Annotated in this window: 19 protein-coding genes; 2 read left to right on the top strand and 17 right to left on the bottom strand. The window is 44.4% G+C overall.

The genetic code is table 11. From position 1 onward, the window contains the following. Positions 1-164: 164 nt before the first annotated feature. From NYE72_RS28270 to NYE72_RS28280, 3 genes are read right to left on the bottom strand one after another with little or no spacing between them, the layout of a single operon-like run. Positions 165-1,370: a type II secretion system F family protein gene (locus tag NYE72_RS28270; RefSeq protein ID WP_094901240.1), complete on the bottom strand. Its 1,206-nt coding sequence runs from the start codon at positions 1,368-1,370 to the stop codon at positions 165-167. Beyond that, a complete protein-coding gene (locus NYE72_RS28275; RefSeq protein WP_076273709.1) occupies positions 1,370-2,419 on the bottom strand; it encodes a type IV pilus twitching motility protein PilT in 1,050 nt (349 codons plus the stop codon). The genes NYE72_RS28270 and NYE72_RS28275 overlap by 1 nt, the downstream gene beginning before the upstream one ends. Positions 2,420-2,461: 42 nt before the next feature. Beyond that, positions 2,462-4,126, bottom strand: a complete 1,665-nt coding sequence (locus NYE72_RS28280; RefSeq protein ID WP_076099665.1) for an ATPase, T2SS/T4P/T4SS family — start codon at positions 4,124-4,126, stop codon at positions 2,462-2,464. Positions 4,127-4,490: 364 nt separating this feature from the next. Here NYE72_RS28280 and NYE72_RS28285 point away from each other — a divergent pair, with 364 nt between their 5' ends. Continuing rightward, positions 4,491-9,095 carry a DUF5057 domain-containing protein gene (locus NYE72_RS28285; RefSeq protein ID WP_339210929.1) on the top strand — a complete coding sequence of 1,535 codons (4,605 nt, stop codon included), beginning with the start codon at positions 4,491-4,493 and terminating at the stop codon, positions 9,093-9,095. A gap of 85 nt (positions 9,096-9,180) precedes the next feature. Here NYE72_RS28285 and NYE72_RS28290 read toward each other — a convergent pair whose 3' ends face one another. From NYE72_RS28290 to NYE72_RS28300, 3 genes are read right to left on the bottom strand one after another with little or no spacing between them, the layout of a single operon-like run. Beyond that, positions 9,181-10,980, bottom strand: coding sequence for a hypothetical protein (locus NYE72_RS28290; RefSeq protein WP_339210930.1), 1,800 nt, complete (start codon positions 10,978-10,980; stop codon positions 9,181-9,183). Between the two features lie 14 nt (positions 10,981-10,994). Beyond that, a complete protein-coding gene (locus NYE72_RS28295) occupies positions 10,995-11,537 on the bottom strand; it encodes a prepilin-type N-terminal cleavage/methylation domain-containing protein (protein WP_339210932.1) in 543 nt (180 codons plus the stop codon). After that, a complete protein-coding gene (locus NYE72_RS28300) occupies positions 11,521-12,072 on the bottom strand; it encodes a type II secretion system protein (RefSeq protein ID WP_339210934.1) in 552 nt (183 codons plus the stop codon). Before NYE72_RS28300 ends, NYE72_RS28295 begins: the two co-directional genes overlap by 17 nt. A 188-nt stretch (positions 12,073-12,260) precedes the next feature. On the opposite strand from NYE72_RS28300, the gene NYE72_RS28305 reads away from it, so the two are divergent. Next, the gene (locus tag NYE72_RS28305; protein ID WP_036678530.1) at positions 12,261-13,049 is read left to right on the top strand and encodes an alpha/beta hydrolase family protein; all 789 of its coding nucleotides are present in this window, start codon (positions 12,261-12,263) and stop codon (positions 13,047-13,049) included. A gap of 130 nt (positions 13,050-13,179) precedes the next feature. On the opposite strand, the gene NYE72_RS28310 is transcribed toward NYE72_RS28305, so the two are convergent. From NYE72_RS28310 to NYE72_RS28360, 11 genes are all read right to left on the bottom strand, one after another. Beyond that, positions 13,180-14,016 (bottom strand): phosphoenolpyruvate hydrolase family protein, encoded by an 837-nt coding sequence (locus tag NYE72_RS28310; protein ID WP_042192344.1) that lies wholly within the window; start codon positions 14,014-14,016, stop codon positions 13,180-13,182. Positions 14,017-14,059: 43 nt separating this feature from the next. Beyond that, positions 14,060-15,268: a Tm-1-like ATP-binding domain-containing protein gene (locus NYE72_RS28315; RefSeq protein WP_076220518.1), complete on the bottom strand. Its 1,209-nt coding sequence runs from the start codon at positions 15,266-15,268 to the stop codon at positions 14,060-14,062. 100 nt (positions 15,269-15,368) lie between these two features. Then, complete coding sequence (locus NYE72_RS28320; RefSeq protein WP_076182123.1) at positions 15,369-16,568, bottom strand: phosphoenolpyruvate hydrolase family protein; 1,200 nt, start codon at positions 16,566-16,568, stop codon at positions 15,369-15,371. A gap of 138 nt (positions 16,569-16,706) precedes the next feature. After that, the gene (gene argH, locus NYE72_RS28325) at positions 16,707-18,122 is read right to left on the bottom strand and encodes an argininosuccinate lyase (RefSeq protein WP_036678523.1); all 1,416 of its coding nucleotides are present in this window, start codon (positions 18,120-18,122) and stop codon (positions 16,707-16,709) included. A 94-nt stretch (positions 18,123-18,216) separates the two neighbouring features. Next, positions 18,217-19,452 (bottom strand): argininosuccinate synthase, encoded by a 1,236-nt coding sequence (locus NYE72_RS28330; RefSeq protein WP_076123861.1) that lies wholly within the window; start codon positions 19,450-19,452, stop codon positions 18,217-18,219. Positions 19,453-19,744: 292 nt separating this feature from the next. Beyond that, complete coding sequence (argF, locus tag NYE72_RS28335) at positions 19,745-20,713, bottom strand: ornithine carbamoyltransferase (RefSeq protein ID WP_339210937.1); 969 nt, start codon at positions 20,711-20,713, stop codon at positions 19,745-19,747. Beyond that, a complete protein-coding gene (locus NYE72_RS28340) occupies positions 20,710-21,996 on the bottom strand; it encodes an aspartate aminotransferase family protein (RefSeq protein ID WP_038573577.1) in 1,287 nt (428 codons plus the stop codon). The genes argF and NYE72_RS28340 overlap by 4 nt, the downstream gene beginning before the upstream one ends. 69 nt (positions 21,997-22,065) lie before the next feature. Next, positions 22,066-22,896, bottom strand: a complete 831-nt coding sequence (gene argB, locus NYE72_RS28345; protein ID WP_052097356.1) for an acetylglutamate kinase — start codon at positions 22,894-22,896, stop codon at positions 22,066-22,068. A gap of 41 nt (positions 22,897-22,937) precedes the next feature. Next, positions 22,938-24,170 carry a bifunctional ornithine acetyltransferase/N-acetylglutamate synthase gene (argJ, locus tag NYE72_RS28350; protein ID WP_038573580.1) on the bottom strand — a complete coding sequence of 411 codons (1,233 nt, stop codon included), beginning with the start codon at positions 24,168-24,170 and terminating at the stop codon, positions 22,938-22,940. Positions 24,171-24,190: 20 nt separating this feature from the next. Further along, positions 24,191-25,240, bottom strand: coding sequence for an N-acetyl-gamma-glutamyl-phosphate reductase (argC, locus tag NYE72_RS28355; RefSeq protein WP_217696539.1), 1,050 nt, complete (start codon positions 25,238-25,240; stop codon positions 24,191-24,193). A gap of 183 nt (positions 25,241-25,423) precedes the next feature. Then, a complete protein-coding gene (locus NYE72_RS28360) occupies positions 25,424-26,308 on the bottom strand; it encodes a YitT family protein (RefSeq protein ID WP_036678511.1) in 885 nt (294 codons plus the stop codon). Positions 26,309-26,356 lie beyond the last annotated feature (48 nt).

The raw sequence follows: 26,356 nt of genomic DNA on the forward strand, positions 1-26,356 counted from the left end.
GATTGATAAAACCTATATTCTTCATTTCAGTGAATCCAGCATCATCTTTCTTGTGCTTACGGAAACAGCTCGTCCATCGTCGTCTAATCGCCAGCGTAAGTTCGTGGATCTTGCCCCGCCTCCCCGGCGTCACCCCTCTCAATATATACAAGGAACCAAGAGGTTCACATATTACCGTACAGACTGAACATCGGCAGCATAATGGCAGCTACAATGACACCTACAACAGCAGCTAAAAAAGCAATCAGCAGCGGTTCAAGCAGCGATTTCAGACGGTCGACGGTATTCTCCACGTCCATCTCATAAAAATCAGCTACCTTGGACAACATCGTGTCGAGCGCCCCTGTCTCTTCGCCAATCGCTATCATCTGTGTAACTAGTGGCGGGAAGACCCAGGCTTTTTTTAGCGGCTCAGATAGTGGATTACCTTGTCTCAGCGAATCCCCTGCACTACGGATGAATTTCCCGATGACCTTATTTCCTGCTACCTCCTCAACAATCACCAAGGACTGTAGGATCGGTACAGAGCTGGCATAAAGAGAAGAAAAAGTACGCGTAAACTGAGCAATCGAGCCTTTTTGATTCAGCTTACCGAACACAGGAATTTTTAACTTGGCATAATCAAGGGCGTAAGCACCCTTTTCCGTACGTTTTGTAATCTGAAAAGCTATCACTAGGAGAAGTACTCCGAGTATCCAGAAATACCATTGACCTTGAATGCTTTTGCTGAGTGCCAAGACCATCTGTGTAATTGCCGGAAGCTCGGCATCCATCGATTCAAACATCGTTACAAACTGCGGCACAATCGCCCAAAGTAGATAGATAACCGCGGCAATCGCCATAACCCCTACGGTAATGGGGTACGTAAGCGCTGATTTTATCTTCTCTGTCGTGGTGTGCTGTTTCTCAAAAAACATAGCCAACCTGTCCAACGTCCCCTCAATATCACCGGATTCCTCACCGGCACGGATCATGCTGACAAATAGCTGTGGGAAGATTTTTTTATGATCCTGAACGGCTTGTGAGAACGATATCCCGCGCATCAGGCTGGAATTAACATCTACTAATGCTTTGCGCAGTGGCTTACTCTCGGTCTGCTCTGCCAAAATACGCGTTGCATCCACAATCGATACCCCCGCCCGCATAAGCGTGGCAAACTGCCTGCAATATATGATGAAATGAAGCGGCTTAACGGGATTACCAATATAAATGTCCATCGATAAAATTGTGGTTTTGCGTTCGATCAGTGAAAATACCGTAAGTCCCCGCTTGCGTAGCTCCTCCATCGCTGTAGGTTTATCGGTTGCTGTTAGTTTCCCTTTGATAGACTTACCTGCGGCTGTCTTGACCTGATATTCAAAAAGAGGCATCAGCTGCTCACCTCCGCCATAAACGCCTTAGCTGCTGTTGGATCAATAAGCCCCTGCGATAAATAGTCACGGATGCTCATGTCCAAGGTGTGCATGCCTTGTGAGCGTCCCGTTTGCATCACATTTTTGATCTGATGTGTTTTTTCGGTACGAATAAGATTGGCTACGGCTGGTGTATTGATCAAAATTTCCGTAGCGCATAAACGCCCCCGACCTCCAGCCCTTGGGAACAACCGCTGACTGACTACTGCCAGCAGCACTGATGCTAATTGTGAACGAATCTGTCCCTGCTGATGTCCCGGAAAAGCGTCGATAATTCGATCAATCGTCTGTGGTGCATCTGTTGTATGTAAGGTAGCCATCACAAGGTGACCTGTTTCTGCGGCCGTAACCGCTGCTGAAATGGTCTCCAAATCCCGCATCTCACCAACAAGAATGACATCCGGATCCTGACGTAAGGCAGCACGTAATCCATTAGCAAAACTTGCGGTATCGCAGCCCACTTCACGTTGATCCACTAGACAGGTTCCATGGTTATGTAGAAATTCTATCGGATCTTCCAGAGTCACTATATGTTTGCTCTCCGTCTGGTTGATATAATTCAGCATAGCTGCAAGCGTAGAAGATTTGCCGCTGCCTGTGGGTCCTGTAACCAAAATTAGACCTTGTGGCTTAAGCGACAAAGTAGTTAAAATCGAAGGCATCGACAGCTGTTCCAGACTCGGAATCTCTGCAGGAATCGCCCGGGCGGCGATACTAACCTCGCCCCGCTGACGATAAACGTTCACCCGGAATCTTACCCCACCATCAAGCGGATATGAAAAATCTAACTCGCCCGCACTCCGAAATGCTCCAATTCGTTCACTACCAAGTAGCATTTTGGCCATATCTGCCGCTTCTTCAGCAACCACGGATTCACCCTCAAGCGAGTGCAGCTTTCCATCCATCCGAATAACCGGCGGTGATCCTACGGAAATATGTAAGTCAGAAGCTTTGGAGGAGTAAGCCGTTTGTAATAGTTGTCTAATATCCCGCGTATACGTTGGCATTAGCCGCTCCCCCTAAGTTAGAATGCTAAATCCCTGTTAACTCTAATGTGAGACCGTCTCGCGCATGACTTCTTGAAGCGTTGTAATTCCTTGACTGACCTTGAGCAGTCCGTCATCCATCAGTTGAACAAGCCCTCGAGCTTTACCTGCTGCACGCAGTTCTTCTACTGAGGCAGTGTTTGTAATGAGTTGCCGTAAGTGATCATCAATACTGAGTACTTCATGAATCGCTATTCGTCCACGATAGCCAGAATTGTTACAGCTACCACAGCCGCGTCCACGCTGTAATTCTTCCGCAGGTAGTCCTAAGCTACGTAGCATAATTGCTTCCTGTTCAGATGGTTTGTAGGTTTCTTTGCAGTCAGTGCAAATTTTGCGCACCAGCCGCTGTGCTACCACACCAATCAGCGAAGAAGCGATCAAATAAGGTTCTACCCCCATATCCCGCAATCGGGAGACGGAGCTAATCGCATCGTTTGTATGTAAAGTAGACAACACTAGATGACCCGTTAATGAGGCGCGAACAGCAATTTCAGCAGTTTCAGCATCCCGTATCTCACCGACCATTACGATATTCGGATCTTGTCGAAGAATCGAACGTAGCCCAGCTGCAAAGGTTAGTCCAATAGCCGAGTTTACGTGCACCTGATTTACTCCTTCAAGCTGGTATTCCACTGGATCTTCGACTGTGATAATATTTGCGCTTTCTACATTAAGTTGATTTAACGCTGAATATAAAGTTGTTGTTTTTCCGCTACCTGTAGGGCCCGTGATCAGCAAAATCCCATAAGGACGAGCTATCATCTCCTTAAAAGCTTCTGCATTCCCCTCACTGAATCCCAAAGCATCTACGGATTTGACCCCTGTGCTTAAATCTAGCAGCCGCAGCACAATCTTCTCTCCGTGCATCGTTGGTAATGAAGACACACGAATATCTACCATTTTGTAATCGAACTGCATTTTGATCCGCCCGTCCTGCGGCAAACGCCGTTCTGCGATATTCAGGCGGGCCATTATTTTCAGACGGGCGGTGATAAAGCCCTGCATCTGCTTAGGAATAATCCGCTCTGTCCGTAAGGTTCCGTCAATGCGGTAGCGGATGGTTAAATTATTTTCACCTGGATCCATATGTATATCAGACGCCCGCAGGGCAACTGCCTGCTGAATCATCTGGTTGACCAAACGTACGATTGGAGAGTCCTCATCTGTAATCTCGGTCTCCTCTATTTCTTCCTGTGTCGGAAGTTCTACCAGCATCTGATTCATAGAATCGCGCATGCCATAGTGACGCGCAATCGCCCGCTGCAGCTCATCTCTCGTAGAAATAGCGGGTTCGATCCGAAAACCAGTACTCATTCGTAAATCTTCTATCGCAAAATAATCCAGCGGGTCCGCCATCGCAACCATCAGCTTGCCGCCCTCTTTTAAGAATGGAAGCACCTGATATCGCTTAGCCATACTTTCAGGGATAATCTGCGTGATTGCGGGATCTATCTGGTATTTAAATAAACTGACATGCGGGATGCCGAGTTGAAATTCAAGCACTTCAATCAGCTGCTGCTCCGTGATATAACCTTGAGAGATTAGCAGATCGCCGAGCTTACGTTTGCTCTTACGCTGTTCCGCGAGAGCCTCAAGCAACTGGTCCTGCGAAATAATATTATTTTCTACCAGCAAGTCGCCCAGTCTCTTTTTCGCGATAGCCAAGTCTATTCATCTCCGTATGCCGTTATTTATGCCGGCTGAAATAATGGATATTTTTTATAGAAATAGAAATCAAACTCCCAGCAAAATTCGCTCAAAAACGAAAGATATAATTACCATAAATACACCTTCCATAAATTTGTCAATTTTGAGTATTTTTCAATCTAACTAGGACTTTAGTTATAATTTAATAGGTATATTTCAATAGATTTATGTTGTCTATCAATGCTGAATGTCCTAGAATGTATATAACATAGATTGGATAATTTTACAACGACACGGAATGAAAAAGGCTGTCGGAATCTAGCATATACGAGACGGAATACGACCATATCTGCCAATAGTTAACAATCAGGGAGAGATGACAATGAAACTTGCCAGTAACAAAAAAGTTTTTATTTTTACAGTAACTACCCTGCTTCTCCTTCTGCTTGTTCTGCCAATCAAAAATCACTTTATGAATGTCGATGCCAGTTCTAATGAATACCAAATTCGTATGCTGGAGGTTACAGAGAGTGGGGTTAGTGAGCTTGCGTCTCTAAAAACGGGAATATCTAACCTTACCATCGACACGATGAGTATGAAGCGCTTTGTGGCGCTGCGGGATGATCTGGACGGGAGATATGATGCGGTATATATCGGGATGGGGACTTACAATCCTGCACAGGTAAGTAATCAACAACCCGCCTCGGAGGAAAATAGAGCTAAGGCCCTTAATACCAAAAGTATGAAGAATGACATTACTCATCTGAAGGCTGATCAAATTACGAAGGAATTTATCAACAAGGGATTATATGTTTTTTTTCATAGCCAGCCCTTTAAAGACAAAGATGCAAAACCTCAAACTGAGCAAGGTATACTGTACAGCTCTTTTAACAGTTATCGTCTTTCCACCTCCAACCCAAATGTTAAGTTTGTAGATGACAGTGAACTGGCGGATATTTTTGCCGATTTAAAAAAACAAGACTCCAAATACATAAGCGACTTGAAGAAACGCCCTCGTCTACAAATTACGAATAGAATTCCCAACTATGACCCTAATGCAACTAACAGCAAAATCTATGTTCCTGGGGAGAAGCTTTCTTTTAATTTCAATGTCACCACACCCTCTACACAAAATAGTGCTCCACTCTCAGTCAAACTGTACGTTGGTCTTGATAAATCCATCAAAATGGGAGAAGAACAGGTCGTTGCTGAAACTGAGATTAGTACGTCCAGCGGAACTATTGAATACACTCTGCCAAAAACATACTCTGGGTTGCTCTACTGGAAGCTAGAAGTTAATGATTATCACAGTAGACAATTAAAAGACTTCGACAGCGGTGTAATTCGTTACCGTGGCGAGAAAACCATAGTAAATATTCTTCAGATTATGCCTGACACTCTAACGGAAAGCAGCCTCCTAGACACTAGTAATATGAATCCAAATTTTCTCGATACATCTGACTATAAGCTCGATATAAAAATCAAAACGATGACTGAATTTAAAAAATATGTTGATGACAGCTATGCTGCAACACATAGTTACGGATTAAATGGCACCTATGACATGCTCATCTTTGGATTTGTAGACGAATACTACAAAAAATCTAATTTAAACACTAATGCGATTAACGCTATTACACAATTTACTGGTACTTTCAAGCAAAGCGCCTTGTTCACTCACGATACCATCATTAATTTAGATGCAAATAAAAAGAACTGGATCAATAATTTCATGGGGATTACTGGTCAGGTGAATCCTGAGACCAACTTAGGCCATAATGCCATCAATCTTTCCACCAAGGTTAAGCCGGTGAATGACGGGCTTTTGATGCAATATCCTTTTTATCTAAGCAAGAGGGACGACAGCAACCAGCAAATCGATATTTCCACACCACAAATTGCACCAACACATAACCAGTACTTCACACTTAATCTGGAAGATCCTGAAGTAGTATCTTGGTATAACATTCAAAGTGAAGCATCAGGTACGAGGATAAAACCAAATGGAGAATATAATCAATACCAACGTGATACCGAGGATAGCTGGAATCAATATTACACATATTCCAAAGGAAATATTACCTATTCAGGTACAGGTCACTTTTTTGGAGTAAGTGATATTCCAGCCAATCTAAAGAAATTCCCTGTCTGGGAACAACAATTGTTCGTTAATACTATGTATCGTGCTTTTATTGGTGCCAATCATGCTCCAGAGATTACCGTGCATACGCCGGCTAATGATTCATCGATTCCGTCTTATCAAAAAACACTCCTTGTCGACTATACAGTAACTGATCTGGACTTTAACGATCGTGATCTAACAACTGAAGTCCGTTTCAAATCAGGGAACACATACTTTCCTATGAATGAAATAAGCAAGATGGACATCAAGTCCGGTCAAAATATATATAGAACAGTTGACAATCCGCTTCCTAACGGAGGTCTACTCGACATCGAAATTAAAGCTTGGGATCAAAATGGGGCGCTCTCAATTAAAACGCTCAGAGTAAATGTCCTGCCGTCGAACACCAATTTGAGTGTAACACGATCTCTCTCTCAGAATGTTGTGAATGGCAAAATAGAAAAGGGAGAACCGGTCACTCTTAGTTATTCCATCACCCCAAAATCTGTACCGTTTGATAAAGTCGGCACGGTCAACCAGACCTCTAACACACAATTAATATCGGATATTGTATTTACCGAGAATCTCCCACCTAACCTGGAGATTTCAGGAGAATTACCAGCCGGTACGATAGTCACTGGAAATGCAACCAGTGGGTTTAGATTGACACGCAATCTAAATAACATAACCTATTCACTGAAAACGGTGAACGGCGCCCAAATCTATAAACCAGACTCTGAACAGCCTATAACGTTCCAAATCACAGTTAAACCGACCGAGACCCAAACCTATATTTTAAATGATTCCAAACTTAGTTATGTCGATATTCATGCCACATTGCCACCTCTAGGAATCTTAGGTAAATACAACGCATTTATCCTTCATACCACTTCACTTCGTGGAGGCACTATCAAGGGACCACTGGCTTCCGGGGGAACAGTCAACTTCAACAACGCGGGTATTACAGTAAATGAACAATTTAAAGACCAAGTGCCATATGGTATTGTCACGGGCGGAGATGTTTCCCTTCCTGAAGGAACAGTTTACGGAAACCTAATGGTTAAAGGCACCGTTAAAGACCAACGTCCTGGTTCTATCCAAAATGGTACCATCAATTACGGAGAACTTCTCGATTTCAACAAGCAAGAGAGTTATCTCCTTGGACTCTCTGATGCTATTGCCAAGTTGCCTTCCAATGCCACGGCGACTCATGAATACGGAAAACTTACGGTCACAGGTAACTCAGATATCAATATTGTTAATATTTCTAGTTCAGCGTTAAATACGCTTAACAGTTCCGAGCTTAAGGTTCCGCAAGGATCAACGGTAATTGTTAATGTGCAACAAGACAGTAACAGTGAACCATTTTTACATTTCCCACTGGGGAGCGACGGTAGCCGTGTGCTATACAACTTCCCTAACGCCAAGCCTTTGCTAATTTCCCAAGCCAACGTATACGGAACCATTCTGGCACCACGATCTACTATAAACTTTGATGGAGGACAGGTGTATGGAACAATCATTGGAGCTTCAATGAATATGAGTAATGCCACTTTATACCATTTCCCTTTTACCGGTAGCCTACCAGCGGAAATCTATCCGCTACCTGTTCCAATCCCAACAGATCCTTCATCGACTAATTTAGCGCGGACTACGGTTTCGTTTGAGACTTTAACTTTTACAGCCGAATATAAAATTAAAACCCTGCAATTGGATGACAAAGCTATTTATGTAGGAGATAAGATTCGACTAATTCCAATAGTTACGCCTTCTGATTTAAGTAATTCTGCATTCCTCTGGACAACTAGTAATGCTTCAGTTGTACAAATAGACTCCAGCAGTGGCGATATTATCGGGTTGGCCAAAGGAACAGCACAAGTCACTGTTAAGGCTCTTGATGGTAGCGAAGTTACTGGTACTGCATTCATAACTGTAGAAGAACGTAATTCTCGTTCTCTATCAATTAAAGGATATGAAACAGCGAGAATCTATGAATCCATTACGTTAAGTGCCTCGTACGTCCAAGACAGTAAAGAACCTGAGACCAACATAACCTATATCTGGTCCGTTAAAAACATTACCTCTGGGGCAAGCACTGCTGTAATTAATACCAATCCAGAGTATCCCGGTGATGATACCGAAAAGATTTTCAGTGCGACGCAGTCAGGAACTTACCTAGTAAGTCTTACTGTAAATTCAAGTAACCCGGTTCCAATTACCCAAGAGAAAACCATAACAGTTACTAACCCACTAACCTCATTGTCGATTACAGGTCCAACAACGGTATTGATAGGAGGACAAATCGACCTAAGCGCAAGTAGAAATCCTACGGATGCTGATCCAGCAACGCTAAGATGGAGATTCGTGAAATCAACGGATAAAAATATTACGGATGACACTATTACGAATGATCATATTGCTACTCTTACGCCTTCTAGTGATGGCTCAACCGCTAAATTGACGGCTGGTGATACCGCTAAAGAAGGACTGCTGATTGAGGTTTCATTCAAAGATATGACTTCAACACACGAGGTTAACATCGTTGATGCTTTGAAAGGGTTAAGATTTAAAGAACAGTCCATTACTATTGAAGTGGGCCATACTTTCCCGTTAACCAATATTTTATGGGCATTCCCTACCTCCATCTCGATCGAGCAAATCAAAGGTAACTTGAGTTGGGTAAGCGACAATTCTGGAATCGCCAGTGTCGATAATGGAACCAATATTGATAGCAGAGGAATTGTTACAGGTGTCAAAAAGGGATCAACCACCATTACAGTTACTTATACCGGAAGCACAGGCACAACAGCAGAAGCAGATATTACAGTTAAGGTTGTAGCACCCCAGAATGACGATCGTTACTAATCTTTACATTTAAAAATAAGAAACTTCCAACGAAAAAAAGGGTATCCCTAAGCACTCGCTTAAGGATACCCTTTTTCAATTGGTCTCAATGACTCACAAGCTCCAGAGGGCCTACAGTTACATTCACCTGCTGCACACGCGGGAGGCTAGACTGCTGATGAGTAAAAACATCCTGATTATATTGAATCTGAAAACGGTGACCCAAATTATATCGATCCGCATCCTGATTTTCAAAATTAAAGCCGAGAGCCGGATCTAAGGGCTCAGTTACTCCTCCTAGTACTGCGTTTACTGTAAGATTCCCTTTGGCAAAGAAGCCACCATTTAACCAAAAGATTGACCCCACTCCGTACAAATCAGCGTCACTATCCGTGTAAAAAAAAGCTTTCATATAAAATGAATCCTGCTCAACTTTTTTCTTAGGTGGATTAGTAAAAGTATCAATTCGGTTAATGAGCACATCTCCTTGAGATATGAGGACTAACTCCTTACTACTTAAACCTTGGATCACGGCATCCTCTACTTTCGTTTCTCCTAAAACAAACATAGTAGAGTTGAATTTCACCTGACCTTTAATAGTAACATTACCTGTAACTAGAATATTAGCTTGTATCTCCAAAATTTTAGTTATATCTGGGCTATAGTTATTTACCTCCAGATCACCATTAACAATAAGCCATTTGGGCTTATTAGAAGGATTACCTGTTTTGGCTTCATCACTAAACTTTAACTGTTTGTAATCAATTCCATCGATAAGCAGATTACCGTTATAAATCGTAGAATTATTCAAATCTTTATCCAACAAGGAGTTCTGATATATTCTCAATTGTTCTTCGTATTGGCTGCACTCTAGTTCATACTTATCCTTTTCTTCTTTTGTCGGATTATCTTCAAGTACTGGCTCAGTGTAGGGTGGATTCTCATCGGGTAGTCTATCTAATGTTGTTGTGCTTAAATAATTACCCAGTTGATTATCCTTAATAGCTTGCTTAAGTTCAGACCTTTTCCCGGTCAACCCTGTCGCTTCCTCCACTTTATCAAGAAACGATTCCAGCACATTAATCTGCACGAACTTTTTTTGCGGTTTGATAAACACCTGCTCTTTATTAACTCCCAGTATGTTAGGAAGAATAATTGAGGCGTTGTTTTTATTTACTGCTGCATTAATAATTCCATTTCCGGAATATTTAATACTTTCAAGTGATTGCACATGCACCTCAGGAAGAGGTTCCGTAGATGCTGGACTGGCAGAGTCTTTTAGTAATTCTACTTTAGGATATTGAGTCTTTTCTTTAAGATCTTTCACTTTCTTATACGTATAAACAGCCGTATCACTGATGTTTAGTTCTTCACCCGCATATATATTGCCATGGAGACCAGGTGCTCCGTTTAATGTTAATACTTTTTCCGATCCAAAAGCATATTTAAGAAAATCAGGATAGGTATCAATGACAATCTTTTGTCTCAGCTGTCTGATGACGCCATTAACTGTGGCTTGTGCTTCAATATCTACATAATATTTTTGCTTATCCTGCTTCTCATAAGTGATACTTTTGATCGTACCGCCAGCTCCAGATAATCCCGTACTTACGCCATTGTTAACGCCGACAACTTTGGTGGTCACCTCACTAACAATACTTTTAATCTCATCTTCCATATGATCAGGGTCAATATCCGTACGCCCGTCCAACTTCGTCTGTATGTATGCCGCTGCTTCATCGAGCCCCTTTTGAGCCAGATGCAGGCTCTGCACGTCGTTTTCCCTTGTCTCCGTTCGTTGTGCGCCACCCATTGTTGCCCCGAGTACAGCTACTCCGAGTATAGTAAGTAGAAGAGCAACAAACATAACTAATACTAGAGCTGAGCCTCTTTCATTATTCTTCATCCCTCCTGCTCCTCCTAGAATCCGAATTTACTTTTCAACTCCAATGGGTAATTCCTTCCGTCGTAGCTCTGAATTAGCGATAAATCTATAGATATCAAGCCGCTATCACAAGGGATGCTATTCTGACACTCTAAAGTTATAGCAGAACCCTGTTCTAATTTAGATATCGTCTCAGTTCTTGCATCTACTGGTGGATCGACTACATCAGGATTTGCTATTGTAAGAGCACCATTAACAATACGAATCTGAGACTTAGTTCCATCCTGACGTTCTAACATAATGTAGCTATCAATAATAGTCCCTGCATCATTTTTGAGAATAGTTGGAGTGACCCTCTCAGGAGCAAATGTATACAACTCCGTTATAATCGCGGACATTAACAAATCACCCTCGTCTCGTAATGAGTTTTCAATCGATATTTTATGATAGCTTCTTAAGCCCAGCATTGTTATCCCCGAAATAATTCCCGCTGCAACTGTAAACAACGATAGTGCCACAATTAGCTCCACTAAGGTAAAGCCGCCTTCTCTGCGAAGAAAATTAACGAATTTTTCCATCGGTAATATATCCCTCCACAACAGGTTCACTTTGGGGTCCGCCAGAAGAATCCGCTCTGCTGACTTTGACCAACACTGGCAACAAATATACTGCCATCTTCTGTTTCTCCGGATCACTAGATTTCAAGCTTTGGTTATGTAGATCACGCTGATATTTAATATCTATCTGATAGTTCACACCATTTATTACAGGATTCAAAACCTGGTTTAAGATTTCTGTATCCTGAACAAGCCCCTTGTAATCCTCACATTTCAGAGAATCGTCCGTATCCTTTTGGCATTTCGCCGCCTCTATCGAATCATGATTCTGCTTTATAAAAAATTCCTGCATCGCCTCAAAATCCTGCTTCTCCACATAAAACAGCGCGTTCCGCGCCAGATTGACCATAATCGTTTTGTTCTGGTTCGATTTAGAGTAACTCATGGCGTTAGTAAAGTAAGACGTAAGCACCAGAGAAACTATCGATAAAATTACAATAGCGGCCAGAACTTCGATTAACGTAAATCCTTTTTCCTGCTTTAGGCCCGGTTTCATCCTACTTTCCGCCTCTCGCCTATGAAAATACTTTTCGTATTTGCACGTTTTTCCTAAATTTTCTACTTCCATTATATTCTCTCATATCCAGCTACAGCAATCCTCAAAACCCTTATAATTCAGATATTTCTACAATATCTCTCACTTTAGGTCTATGCTATGATTTGGAAAGAGAGGAGATGAATGAAATGGCTTTAATAGAGTGCAAATTTTATTCTGAAGTACTAGGTTTGAATACCTCAATGACTGTAATTTTGCCGCAAAAAACAACTACACAAATCGGGATGAGTAATGTAACAAGAGGTGATCTTCACCCTACTTTGTATTTACTGCATGGCTTGTCTGACGATGATTCGATCTGGCTGCGCCGGACTTCCATAGAACGGTATGTAGCGGAGATGGGGATAGCTGTGGTAATGCCAAATGTGCACCGCAGTTTCTACACAGATATGGCCATGGGGGGCCGTTATTGGACCTTCATTAGTGAGGAGTTGCCGATGCTGGCGCGCTCATTTTTCCCGCTTTCCGATAAACGCGAGGAGAACTTTGTAGCCGGGTTGTCGATGGGTGGTTATGGAGCGATTAAGCTGGGACTGCGTAAACCGGAATCTTTTGCAGCAGCAGCGAGTTTGTCTGGAGCACTTGATATGGCGCATAATTTCTTGAACGGGGAAGGTGCTACCACTAAAAGCAAAGAATACGAAATGATCTTCGGAAAAGAAGATACCGCCGGAACGCCGGAAGACCTTCTTTGGCTGCTTGAGGAAGTGAACCGCTCCACGGGACCAAAACCAGCGTTGTATCAATGCTGTGGCACAGAAGATTTCCTATACACCGATAACTTGAGATTCCGCGATGCCTGCCAGGCAACCTCACTTTCTTTAACCTACGAAGAAGGTCCGGGGACACATGAATGGGGATACTGGGATGCCAAAATCCGCGATGTGCTGGCATGGCTACCTTTAAGAAGTAACTAGCTGTACTTATTAGACAACAAAAAGATGCAGCCATAAGCTGCACCTTAATATCTGTTCTACTCAGATTGCCCTCTTCGGAGGGTTCTTCTCGCTTAATTGCTTACCGTCCTTATAAGGACGCCGAAGGCAATTATGCTTGTTTGGTGATTTTTTTAAATAATCCAGTCTGTTCTGTGATTCCTTTTTCAGCAGCAAATCTTTCAATACTCGATGCACCAAAGAATCCGTCTATGCCTTCTGTCCGTTCAATTACGTACGCCGCATCTTCTGGCTCTGCAATCGGTCCGCCGTGACAAATCACCATAATATCTGGATTTACTGCTTTCCCTGCTTTAATAATCGCTTCGATTCTTTCTACACAATCATCCAATGTAAGAGCAGTCTTAGCTCCAATTGTACCTTTGGTAGTCAAGCCCATATGTGCCACCAAAATATCTGCGCCGGCTTCTGCCATGGCTTTTGCTTGCTCAGGATCAAATACATAAGGAGTGGTGAGCATATCCAATTCATGCGCAGCTCTAATCATATCTACTTCTAAACCATATCCCATGCCGGTCTCTTCTAGATTCTGTCTGAATACGCCATCGATCAAACCTACGGTTGGGAAGTTTTGTACGCCGCTAAAACCTTGTTCCTTAAGTTGTTTTAAATAAACCTCCATTACTCTAAATGGATCTGTTCCGCATACGCCTGCTAATACAGGGGTGTTTTTTACAACAGGCAATACCTCCGAGCCCATTTCGACTACAATTTGGTTGGCATCCCCATAAGATAATAACCCTGCCAGTGATCCACGGCCTGCCATTCTGTATCTTCCTGAATTATAAACAATCAGCATATCTGCTCCGCCAGCTTCGCTGCTTTTTGCAGTAATTCCAGTGCCGGCTCCCACGCCTAAAAGAATCTTTCCATTTGCCACTTCTTCTCTAAACTTCGCCATGATTTCAGTTCTTGTATTTTTGTTCATGTGTAACGCCTCCATTTAAATATTTATTTATCTTATAAAAGCCTTATTTGCTCATGAGATCTATTAGCTTCTGCGCTGCTGCTTCTGCAAACTCCATATCATTAATGGCACAATCCATTTCGATAACCTCGACAACATTTCTGTTTACACCATTTCTTAAGGTATCAAATAACATTTGATCTTCCTCTACCCCATAAAAAGCTTCCCCTGCAACATCAATGCCGGATATCCCTTTAAGCGGCAGCATTAACACCGTTTTCTCTTTGGCCATATTTAATTTCTCGACAAGCTTTTTGCCGATGGCTTCATTTTCTTCTACTGTTGTTCTCATCAGAGTAACTGTTGGATTGTGTTTATAAAACTTATGTCCAGCAAATTTCGCTGGTACCGTATCATAAGGGCCAAAGTTGCACATATCAAGCGCGCCTACCGAGACAACCTGTGGAATATGATGTTTACCAGCAGCTTCTAACCGATGAGGTCCTGCATTTAGCACACCACCAATAATTTCGTCCGCCCATTCTGTTGTAGTCAGATCCAATACACCTTCAATAAAACCAGCCTCGATTAACGCTTCCATGGACTGGCCGCCTACACCTGTTGCATGGAATACAAGCACTTCATATCCTCTAGCCTCAAGATAGTTACGGGCTGCCGTCACACAGGGGGTTGTTACCCCAAACATTGTTGTAGCTATTAATGGTTTTTTCTCTATCACTTGTTTATTCTCAAATTTAAGCATACCGGCGATGGCGAAAGCTGCATTGGTAAAAATCTTTGTTGAAATAGAGTTTAGTCCGGCAACATCCACTACGGATGGCATCATGACAATATCACTAGTGCCTACATATGGAGCAGTATTCCCTGAAGCTACGGTCGAAACCATCACTTTTGGTACACCAATAGGCAATGCCCGCATACCCGGGGTTACAAGTGAAGTGCCTCCAGTGCCCCCAAAGGAGATAATTCCATCAAATTTGCCTTGCTTATATAATTCAGGTACTAATTTTTCCATACCTTTGGCTAATAATTCTGTTGCTAGTGCTCTATCTTTTTTGGCAACGAGCTCATCTATACTTACACCCGCGGCTGCTGCTACTTCTCTATTAGAGATATCCGGTGTAAAAGTGGGCTCAAACACACCCGTATGAATCGTAAACGTACCCAGCTCCAAGCTTTCCAGTAAATTTTTAATGTAGAGATATTCTTCACCCTTGGTGTCAAAAGTTCCGGCAATAGCAATCGTCTTCATTTCTTCAACCTCCTCTTCAAATATCTACAACAAAAAAAGCATGATCAACTTATGAGTTAATCATACTTCTTTGATTTATGGATGAAAACGCTTTTATGTCTTATGTTTTTGTGTTTATGTTAGATTTATATTGTTTTGGAGAGAACCCTTTATACTTCTTGAACATTTTGCTAAACTGCGCATAATCCTGGTATCCAACTAATGGCGCTAGCTCAGATAACTGGATAGGGTCTCTATGTAATATTTCCGCCGCCTTATCCATCCGAAATTGCACGAGATACGTTTGGAAGCTGCAGCCTACTTTTTTGGTGAACAAACTACTCAAGTAACTTCGGGATACATGTGCCACCTTAGCTAAATCTGCAAACAAGATCTCATTCCTATAATTTTGAGCTACGTATTCTTTTACAAATTCAACATAATCATAGTGCTTTGTGATGCCGTCTAACATTTTGACCATAAAATCATCTTCATCCAGCGTCCCCGACACTTTAAAAGCTTTGGTTATATTCGTAATGGACTTCTCCGAGGGAATTCTTTCAAAAGCAGAGCCTCCGATATATCCCATCAAGTTTTGATTATTGCTGTACATATATTGCACATCAATTGGCGTTTTCACCGGACCACCGTAAACCAGCTTAATTAAATCTGGCTTTAGCTCATTGCATGTATTAAATATCTTGTCCGCTTTAACCTTGGCAGCTTCCAGAGAGAATACTTTTTTAGCGCCTAATAACCCGCCTTCTGTTAGACCTAGATGTGCACAAATAATATCCGCTCCAGCCTCAATCATCTGTGCTGCCTGGATTTCGTCAAATACAAAAGCAATGGTAAACAAATCCTTCTCATGGGCTATTCTTATGGCTTCTACTTCAAGTAGATAACCATTCCCCTCTTCTTCGAGCGCTTCTCCAAATTGACCATCTATTAAACCCACCGTGGGGTAATTATTAATGCCGGCAAAGCCTCTATTCTTTATTTCACTTATATAGGATTCCATATCTTTGGTCGGATCAGTTGCATTGAGGCCAAAAATAATAGGGATATCTCTGACCAACGGTATGATCTCTCTAGATGCAAAGTCCATCACCATATCATTGCTATTACAAAATGGTAAAATACCAGCGAGAGAGCTCCTCCCCATCTGGCGAAATTTACCCGAGTTTAACATCAGAATGAAATCAGCTCCACCCTGCTTCGCATACTTTGCCGTTATACCAGCACCGGTGGCTACTCCAATAATATGATTGCCTACTTTTAATTCCGATCTAAGCTCGTCTAGGATTTGCTCTCTGTTCATACCTACGAACCCTCCTATCCCTAACCTAAGGATAACCGTAAAGAACACTGCTAATCCAGTCATAGTTCATTTAGATAATAAAAAAAATCCCGCCTGACACCTATAAAGGTCTGAGGCGAGATTTGATATTGATACGGTTTACAATATAGCGTCTCCGTGTTGTACAACCCATTCATTAGCTTCGTGCAATGCCAGCTCTGCCCGTTCAATTGCAGCCTTCACCTGAACGGTGGCTGTGCCGCCATAAACGTTACGAGCGTTAACTACAGCTTCCGGTTGAAGAACAGCATAGATATTCTCGTCGAACAGCGGTGAGAATTGCTTGAACTCTTCCAGCGTCAAATCCAACAAGAATTTGCCTTCGTTGATGCAATAGAGCACTGTTTTTCCGATTACTTCATGCGCTTGGCGGAAAGGAAGACCCTTGCCTACCAAGAAGTCGGCGATATCCGTTGCATTCGAGAAATCCGTGTTCACAGCTTCACGCATACGACCTTTGTTCACCTTCATAGTGGAGATCATCGGCGCGAACAATTGCAGTGCACCAGTCAGCGTAGTAACCGTATCGAACATGCCTTCTTTGTCTTCCTGCATATCCTTGTTGTAAGCCAGTGGCAATGATTTCAGCACCGTCAGCAAGCCAATCAGGTTGCCGTAAACGCGGCCTGTTTTGCCACGTACCAGTTCTGGTACGTCAGGATTCTTCTTCTGCGGCATAATGCTGCTGCCTGTGCAGAAAGCATCATCCAGTTCTACAAAGCTGAACTCCGTGCTGCTCCACAGGACCAGTTCCTCACTGAGTCTGGATAGATGTGTCATGATAAGGGAAGCATTCGCCAAGAACTCCACGATGAAATCGCGGTCGCTGACAGCATCCAGACTGTTCTCATACACACTGTCAAAACCCAGTTGTTCCGCTACAAAGTGACGGTCAATCGGGAAGGTCGTTCCCGCAAGGGCTCCTGCTCCGAGTGGCAGCACGTTGATCCGTTTGTAGCTGTCCGTCAGACGTTCTGCATCGCGGCGGAACATCGATACGTAAGCCAGCAAGTGATGAGCAAACAGGATCGGCTGTGCCCGTTGCAAATGCGTATAACCAGGGATGATGGTCTCCACATTGTCTTTTGCTTGTTCGATCAAAGCTTCCTGCAGCTCATGCAGCAAACTAACCAGCTCAACTACACGGCCACGTAAGTAAAGGTGCATGTCCGTCGCCACTTGATCGTTACGACTACGTCCTGTGTGCAGCTTACCACCAACTGGACCGATTTCCTCGATCAGATGTTTTTCAATATTCATATGGATGTCTTCATCCGATACTGAGAAAACAACCTCTCCAGCATTGACCTTGTCCAATACTTTGTTCAGACCTTGCTTAATCGTCTCTACATCTTCTTGTGGAAGGATTCCGCATTTGCCCAGCATTGTGACATGCGCCAGACTGCCTTGCACATCCTCTTTGGCCAAAGCCTTATCAAAGCCAATGGAAGCCGTATATTCCTCTACCAGCTTGTTTGTTCCTTTAGTAAACCGTCCGCCCCAAAGCTTGCTCACCTGTAGTTTCCTCCTCTTGGACGCCAGAGGGCCGCTCCTATCCTGACGGGAGGAACGGCCTTCGGGGTTGCCCGTTTAAGTTTATGTTATCGTACTATTTAGAAGCTCCATTTACACCTGTAGAAACTTTAAGGCGCAATGCGTTCAAGTGGATAAAACCAGTGGCATCCCCTTGATCATAAGCTTGTGTAGGATCAGCTTCCATCGTTGCAATCTCAGGATTGTACAGGCTGACTGGGCTCTTCACTCCAGCGCCGATGATGTTGCCTTTGTACAGTTTAAGACGAACAGTACCCGTTACATTTTGTTGGCTCTGTGTTACAAGAGCTTGCAGTGCGATACGCTCTGGAGCGAACCAGAAACCATTATACACCAAAGTGCTGTAACGAGTGATCAGGCTGTCACGCAGGTTCATCACTTCACGGTCCATCGTGATGGATTCCATTTTGCGATGAGCGACAAAGAGGATCGTTCCACCTGGAGTCTCATACACGCCGCGGCTCTTCATGCCGACAAAGCGGTTCTCAACCATATCCACACGCCCGATACCGTGTTTACCACCTAGCTCATTCAGTGTCTCCATAACTTGAAGTGGGGATAAGGATTCACCATTCAGGGCTACACAGTCTCCCTTAACGAATTCGAGCTCCAAATATTCCGCTTCATCCGGAGCATCCTCAGGAGCGTTGCTCAGCAGGAACATTCCTTTGTTCTCTGGTGCACTTGGATCGAACCAAGGATCTTCCAATACGCCGCTCTCATAGCTGATGTGCAGCAGGTTACGGTCCATCGAATACGGCTTCGCCGCAGAGGCTTGTACCGGAATATCATTAGCTTCCGCATAAGCGATCATTTCCGCACGACCTGGGAATTGATTGCGGAACTCTTCTAGACGCCAAGGTGCGATCACCTTAATGTTCGGAGCCAATGCAGCTACGCCAAGCTCGAAACGGACTTGGTCGTTCCCTTTTCCTGTCGCGCCGTGCGCGATAGCCGTTGCGCCTTCAGCGATGGCGATATCTACCATGCGCTTAGCAATCAATGGACGAGCAATACTAGTTCCGAGCAAGTATTGGCCTTCATAAAGTGCGCCAGATTGGAACATCGGGTAGATGAAATCGCTAGCGAACTCATCGCGCAGGTCGTCAATGTATACTTTCGATGCGCCAGTAGCGAGTGCTTTTTCCTCCAAACCGTCGAGCTCTTCCTTTTGGCCGATATCAGCAGTGAAGGCAATGATCTCCGCGTCATAAGTTTCTTTAAGCCATTTTAAAATAACAGATGTATCCAATCCGCCGGAATAGGCGAGTACAATTTTTTCTTTAGCCATGGTGTGGCAACTTCCTTTCGTGTGGGCTATATAAATTAAAATAAACGTGCCTTTGCCAGCACTCTGACGATAAATCGCAATTACACTGAATATTTGGACTTCCGGTCGCTGTTATCATCAGATTTCTTTTATTTCAAACCGCATTGTGCGGATAAAATCTGATGATAAAGGCGAACGCTACGCTCCTACAGTTCCAAAAATTCCGCTCCATTACTCCATCGTCCAAAGTCTAACTTCGCCCAACATTAATTCAATTTATATAGTGATTTATATTTTATATTTTTTAAATTCCTTAACTCATCAACGCAGCCATTAAAGCTTTTTGCGCATGCAGGCGGTTCTCAGCCTGATCAAAGATCACCGAGTTAGGGCCGTCAATCACGCCTGTGCTGACCTCTTCCTCACGGTGGGCTGGCAGGCAGTGCAGGAAGAGATAGTCGCTCTTAGCGCCTTTTACAAGCTCCTCATTGACCTGATAGTCCTTGAATGCCGCTTCACGTGCCTTTTGCTCCTCCTCGAAGCCCATACTCGCCCATACATCTGTATAGATGACGTCAGCGTCTTGTACAGCTTCTTGCGGGCTGCGAGTGACCACAATCTTCGCTCCGGTTTCTTTAGCGATCTCACGAGCTTCTGCGACAACCGCTGCATCTGGCTCATAACCTTCCGGTCCGGCGATAGATACGTCCACGCCCAGCTTAGCTCCGCCAATCATTAAGGAATGCGCCATATTGTTGCCATCGCCGATGTAAGCCAGCTTCAGGCCCTTGAGCTTTCCTTTGTGCTCATAAATCGTTTGATAATCGGCCAGCACTTGGCAAGGATGTGCCAGGTCACTAAGACCGTTGATTACGGGAATAGAAGCATAACGAGCGAGATCTTCAACCTTGTCATGACCGAAGGTACGGATCATAATTCCATCGAGATAACGCGACATTACTTGCGCTGTATCTCCAACAGTTTCTCCGCGTCCAAGCTGGATATCATTTTTGCTCAAGAAAAGGGCATGCCCTCCCAGCTGATACATTCCAACTTCAAACGACACACGTGTACGTGTAGAGGATTTTTCAAAAATAAGTCCAATCGTCTTTCCCTTCAGCGGCTGAAATTCTTCGCCATTTTTCTGCTTCTTCTTCAGCTCAATCGCCGAATCAATCAGATACGTAATTTCCTCCGGGCTGTAGTCGTTCAGCTCCAGTAAATCACGGCCTTTCAGTTGCTGCGCAATGCTGTGCTTGTTACTCTGTACGCCCTGACTCATGAGCTTACCTCCCCGTTTGCTTGTTTAGCATAAGTATGAATGAGTTCGCATAGGATGTCCACCGCTTGGTCGATCTCCTCTTTGCTTACATATAGATTAGGCAGCAGACGAAGGACATTAGGACCGGCTGTCACGAACAACAGGCCTTTCTTTTGTCCAGCCAGTACAATATCGCCCACTGGGGATTGACATTCAATCCCGATCAACAGCCCTTTACCACGGATATCCTTCACAAAAGAACAGTCCGCCAGCTTCTCTTTCAAAAGACCTGTCAGGTACTTACCCATATCTTCGGCGCGCTGTGGAAGCTCATCTTCCAGCATCGTCTCAATCGTCGCTGCCATAACAGCTGTTGCTAGCGGTGTTCCCCCGAAGGTGGACGCATGGCTGCCCGCTGAGAAGGCTTCACGCAAATATCCTTTGCCAAGCATTAAACCTGCCGGGAACCCACTAGCAATCCCCTTAGCCAAGGTGAAAATATCCGGTTCAATTCCATAATGCTGATGAGCGAACAGCTTGCCTGTACGTCCCATACCTGTCTGTACCTCATCTACAATCAGAAGCAATCCGTGTTTCTTACACAAGGCCACTACAGCGTTCAAGAACTCAGGTTCTACCTCAAGCACGCCACCCTCTGCAAGCACCATCTCCAGCATGATAGCAGCTGTATGATCTCCGATAGCAGCTTCTAACGCTGGGAGATCATGCAAGGGTACGGTCTTGAAACCTGCTGGAAGTGGCAGGAACCCTTCTTTCACCTTTTGCTGGCCTGTAGCTGTTAGTGTGGCCAGTGTACGTCCATGGAAGGATTGTTCGAATGTGATAACCTCATAACGGTCGACACCCTTAATCTTCTGATGGTAACGGCGGGCCAGCTTAATAGCAGCCTCATTCGCTTCTGCCCCGCTATTGCAGAAAAACACTTGATCAGCGCAGCTATTCTCTGTCAGAAGGTTGGCAACTTTATCTTGTCCCGGAATATGGAACAGATTCGAGACATGCCAGAGCGTATCAATCTGATCCTTCAGCTTAGCGCCGACTTTTTCAGGAGCATGACCTAGACTGGTCACAGCCAATCCACTGGTGAAATCCAGATACTTATTGCCTTTATCATCCCATACCCAGGTGCCCTTGCCTTTAACTAAGCTGAGATCATATCTGGCGTAAGAAGGGAACACTGCACTCAGCTTGCTTGTTGCAACATCCGGTGTACCTGATCCTACTGTATCGGTCTGCTGTGCCCCTGCTTGCGAATCCAACTCCGCTTGTGTAAGCTTGCTCATTCTAAGTCACTCTCCCATCGGCTGCTCCTGTGAACAGGCTGCGCCTCTAATTTGTATTCATCTATGATTCTACGAACGAATAATACGTGTACCTATCGCTTCACCTTGCAGTACTCGACTAAGCACCCGCGGTTCTTTTCCATCCACAATGATAACCTCTGATACGCTGCCCTGAATGCAATCGATAGCTGCCCGCACTTTGGGGATCATGCCACCGTAGATTTCCCCACTTTCGATCAAGGCTTCGATTTCCTGTACAGTAACGGAGGGAAGCACAATCTTTTCACCTTCCACTGTACTCATGATGCCTGGCACATCTGTGACGACGATCATTTTGGGAGACTCCACATAGGAAGCAACTGCCCCTGCTGCCGTATCTGCGTTAATATTGTAGCGCTGACCTGCTGTATCTACTCCGATAGGTGCAATGACAGGAATATAACCCATCCCAACAATACCAGTTACGATCTCAGCCTTAACTTCTGTTACTTCTCCTACCAAACCTACTTCGTCGCTGTTCGCCACTGGTTTAGCAATAATCATATTGCCATCGATGCCCGAAAGCCCCAGAGCTAGACCGCCGCTCCCTTGAATTCGCCGGACAATCGCCTTGTTTATACTTCCTGCCAGCGTCATCTCTACAACATCTAGTACTTCCTCGGTGGTTACTCGCAGGCCATTCACAAAGCTGCTTTCAATGCCCAGTTTCGCTAGATTCTCGGAAATGGCTGGTCCTCCACCATGAACAATTACTGGCTGAATGCCCTCCTCCTGCAAATCTCGCAAATCCTCAAAAAAAGATTCAGGTAGAGCCGCAAGCGTACTGCCGCCGCATTTCATTACAAACAATCCACTACCATCTAAAGCATCTATAAGTTCAAGCTCGCTATTTAGCGTCATATGATCGGTATCCTTCCCTTATGGGCTTAACACGCCATAAATTAAGTGCGATATGCGGCGTTAATACGCACATAATCGTAAGTTAGGTCACAGCCCCAAGCCGTTGCTTTCCCGCTTCCATCATGCAGATCTACAGTGATCAGCACAGTTTCACTTTTTTGCAAATAGGCCAAAGCCTTTTCCTCGTCAAAAGCAACTGGCTTCGAGTGCAAAAGCACCTCAATATCCCCTAACGAAATGTTCACACGCTCCGGAGATACCGGAACACCCGCGCGTCCAACCGCAGCAATAATCCGTCCCCAGTTCGCATCCGCTCCAAAAATAGCAGATTTCACTAGACTAGAACCAACCACTGTTTTGGCAATCGCTGCCGCCGCCTCATCATGAACAGCACCATTCACTTGAACCTCAATCAGGTGAGTTGCACCTTCGCCATCACGAGCAATCGCTTTGGCAAGCGTCTGGCAGACATACGTGAATCCAGCAGCAAAAGCGTCCCAATCCGGATGCAGTCGTGTCAGCTTCTCATTACCGGCAAGCCCACTCGCCATCGACACTAACATATCATTGGTACTAGTATCTCCATCGACTGTAATCATATTAAAAGTAACATTCGTAGCTGAACGCAGAAGACTAAGTAAATCCTCCGCTGCAATATCAGCATCCGTGGTCATAAAGCCAAGCATGGTAGCCATGTTAGGATGGATCATCCCTGAGCCCTTTGCAGCTCCGGCAATTGTAACTTCTACACCGCCAACGAGCACCTTCACGGCGATCTCTTTTTTAACTAAATCAGTGGTAAGTATAGCTTGGCAGAATTCCTCCGCGCCAATAGCTCCTCCATCCAGCTTCTCTGGTATTGCAGTGATCCCGCTACGTACGCAGTCCATCTTCAACAGTTCACCGATAACTCCAGTCGAAGCAACAGCCACATCATTAACGGCCACACCTAAATGCTGAGCCGCAGCAGCGCGCATCTCATAAGCATCTGCTTCACCTTGTTCGCCTGTGCAGGCATTGGCATTCCCGCTGTTCACGATAACCGCCTGCAATACTCCGTTCGAAAGGCTTTCCCGAGTTACTTTCAGCGGAGCCGCCTGAAAAACATTCGTCGTATACACGGCCGCAGCCGTTGCCGGAACTTCACACAGAATCACTCCGAGATCGTTGCGATCTGTTTTTTTCAATCCACAATGCAATCCTCCGGACCTAAAACCCTTAGGTGAAGTGATGCTTCCACCCTCCAAGGTGGTAAATAACTCAATCTCGCTCATATTATTTGTACCGCTGATCCTTATGGATACACAGGTGTGTAGCCGAGGCCAAGGGTTTCCTCCCATCCCATCATCAAATTAAGGTTCTGTATTGCCTGCCCTGCCGCACCTTTTACAACATTATCAATGACGGAGACTATGGTCACCCGCCCTGTACGAGCATCTGTTGCAAATCCGATATCACAATAATTAGAGCCGCTAACTTCTTTTGTCGCCGGAATCACACCTACATCACGCACCCGCACATATGGCCGGCCCGCATAATATTCACGGTATAAATTCACAAAATCCTGCTCCGTATAATTGTCCGTCATCCCTGCATACATCGTACTCATAATTCCCCGGCTCATCGGCACGAGATGTGTGGTGAACGTTACCGTTACCTTTTCTCCAGCAATCTCTGTGAGCGTCTGCTCAATTTCTGGTATATGTTGATGCTTATTGATTTTATAAGCTTTAAAGTTCTCATTAATCTCTGCATAATGTACCATCAGGCTTGTTCCGCGTCCTGCTCCAGTAACTCCTGATTTCGCATCAATAATAATACTGTCGTGCTTAATCCAACCTGCCTGAATTGCAGGAATTAGTCCAAGAAGTGTAGCTGTAGGATAACAGCCTGGATTAGATATAAAATCAACCCCTGCCGCACGCTCTCCAAACACCTCGCAAAGTCCGTATACAGCCTGCTCTAGATATTCATCAGCCGGAGCGGGATGTTTATACCAGTGCTCATACTCTGCACCATCCTTCAATCGGAAATCACCGGACAGATCCACGACCTTAAGTCCAGCTTCCAGCAGCTGCGGCACCAGCTTTGCGCTCACACCCGACGGCGTTGCCGTAAATACCACATCCGCCCGCTCAGCCATTTGAGCCGGGTCAACGCCATCCAGCCTTCGATCAATGATGCCCGTCAAATGCGGAAAACCTTCCTCTATAGCATCCCCTGCGCTTGATGAGGAAATTACCGAAGTAATCTCTACCTTAGGATGACTTTGTAGCAGCCGAATCAGCTCTACGCCCCCATAACCCGTTGATCCAACAATCGCCGCTCTCAGCTTGCCCTCCACTGTCATCCCCACTTCCTGCTTATCATGAATTATAATAAATAATATAATGCATACCGTCTTAGAAATATGTATTATTATACGACTCAATTAATATAAATACAACACATAGTGTTAACTTTCTTTATTCCTAAATATAATTCTATTTACAAAAAAAGAGAAGCGTAGCTTCTCCTTTCGGAGAAATTACACTTCTCTTTTAAAGCCTTCACCCAGCACCTCATGCGCCTCAGTTATAATCACAAAAGCACTAGTATCTACCGATTGAACAATCGCTTTTAATCTGGAAACCTCATTCTGACCTACTACAACCATTAGCACCGTACGCTCATCACCAGTATAACCGCCATGTGCATCCAGCTTCGTCAGACCCCGATCCAGATCATTCAAAATCGCCTCAGATATTTCTTCCGTCTTGTCCGAGATTATGTAAGCCACCTTTGTATAACGGAAGCCTACCTCTATCGCATTAATGGCCTTACCTGTAACAAACAGACCGATCAGTGCATACAGTGCTTGTTCCATACCGAGTATAAAAGCAGCCAGCACAATGACCGTCCCGTCCAGCAGCACTACAGAAATCGAGAAGCTGAGACCGGATATCTTTTGAATAATCTGCGCCAAAATAGTAAGTCCACCTGTCGAGCCCCGTCCGCGGAACACAAGACCTAACCCCACCCCCACACAGATACCGCCATAAATGGAGGCTAAGAGTGGATTGGTGGTAGGTGCAGGCAAATCTTTTGTCAACAAGATAAAGAGCGGCAACACAAAGCTCCCAAGGAGCGAGCGAACTCCGTATTGTTTACCCAAGAAGATTACCCCGAGTACAAACAACGGAATATTAAGCGCCCATTGCGTAAATGCCGGCTCAGCCCCAAACCAAGCTTCAGCCAATACCGACAGACCGGATACACCACCAGAAGCAATATGATTAGGCAGAAAAAAAAGATTAAACCCCAGCGCTGTAACTAGCGATCCGAGCAAAATTAACATCGTATCCACCACATGTCGGAGTGGCCCATTCAAAGGAATCAGTGGGGGTTTATTACGTGAATTGACTTTTTGCATTTCAAAGGCTCTCCTTAAAGTGTCATCTTGCTCTACGAAAGAAGAAAC

The sequence above is a fragment of the Paenibacillus sp. FSL L8-0333 genome (assembly GCF_037965665.1).
Lineage (GTDB): Bacteria > Bacillota > Bacilli > Paenibacillales > Paenibacillaceae > Paenibacillus_AQ > Paenibacillus_AQ odorifer.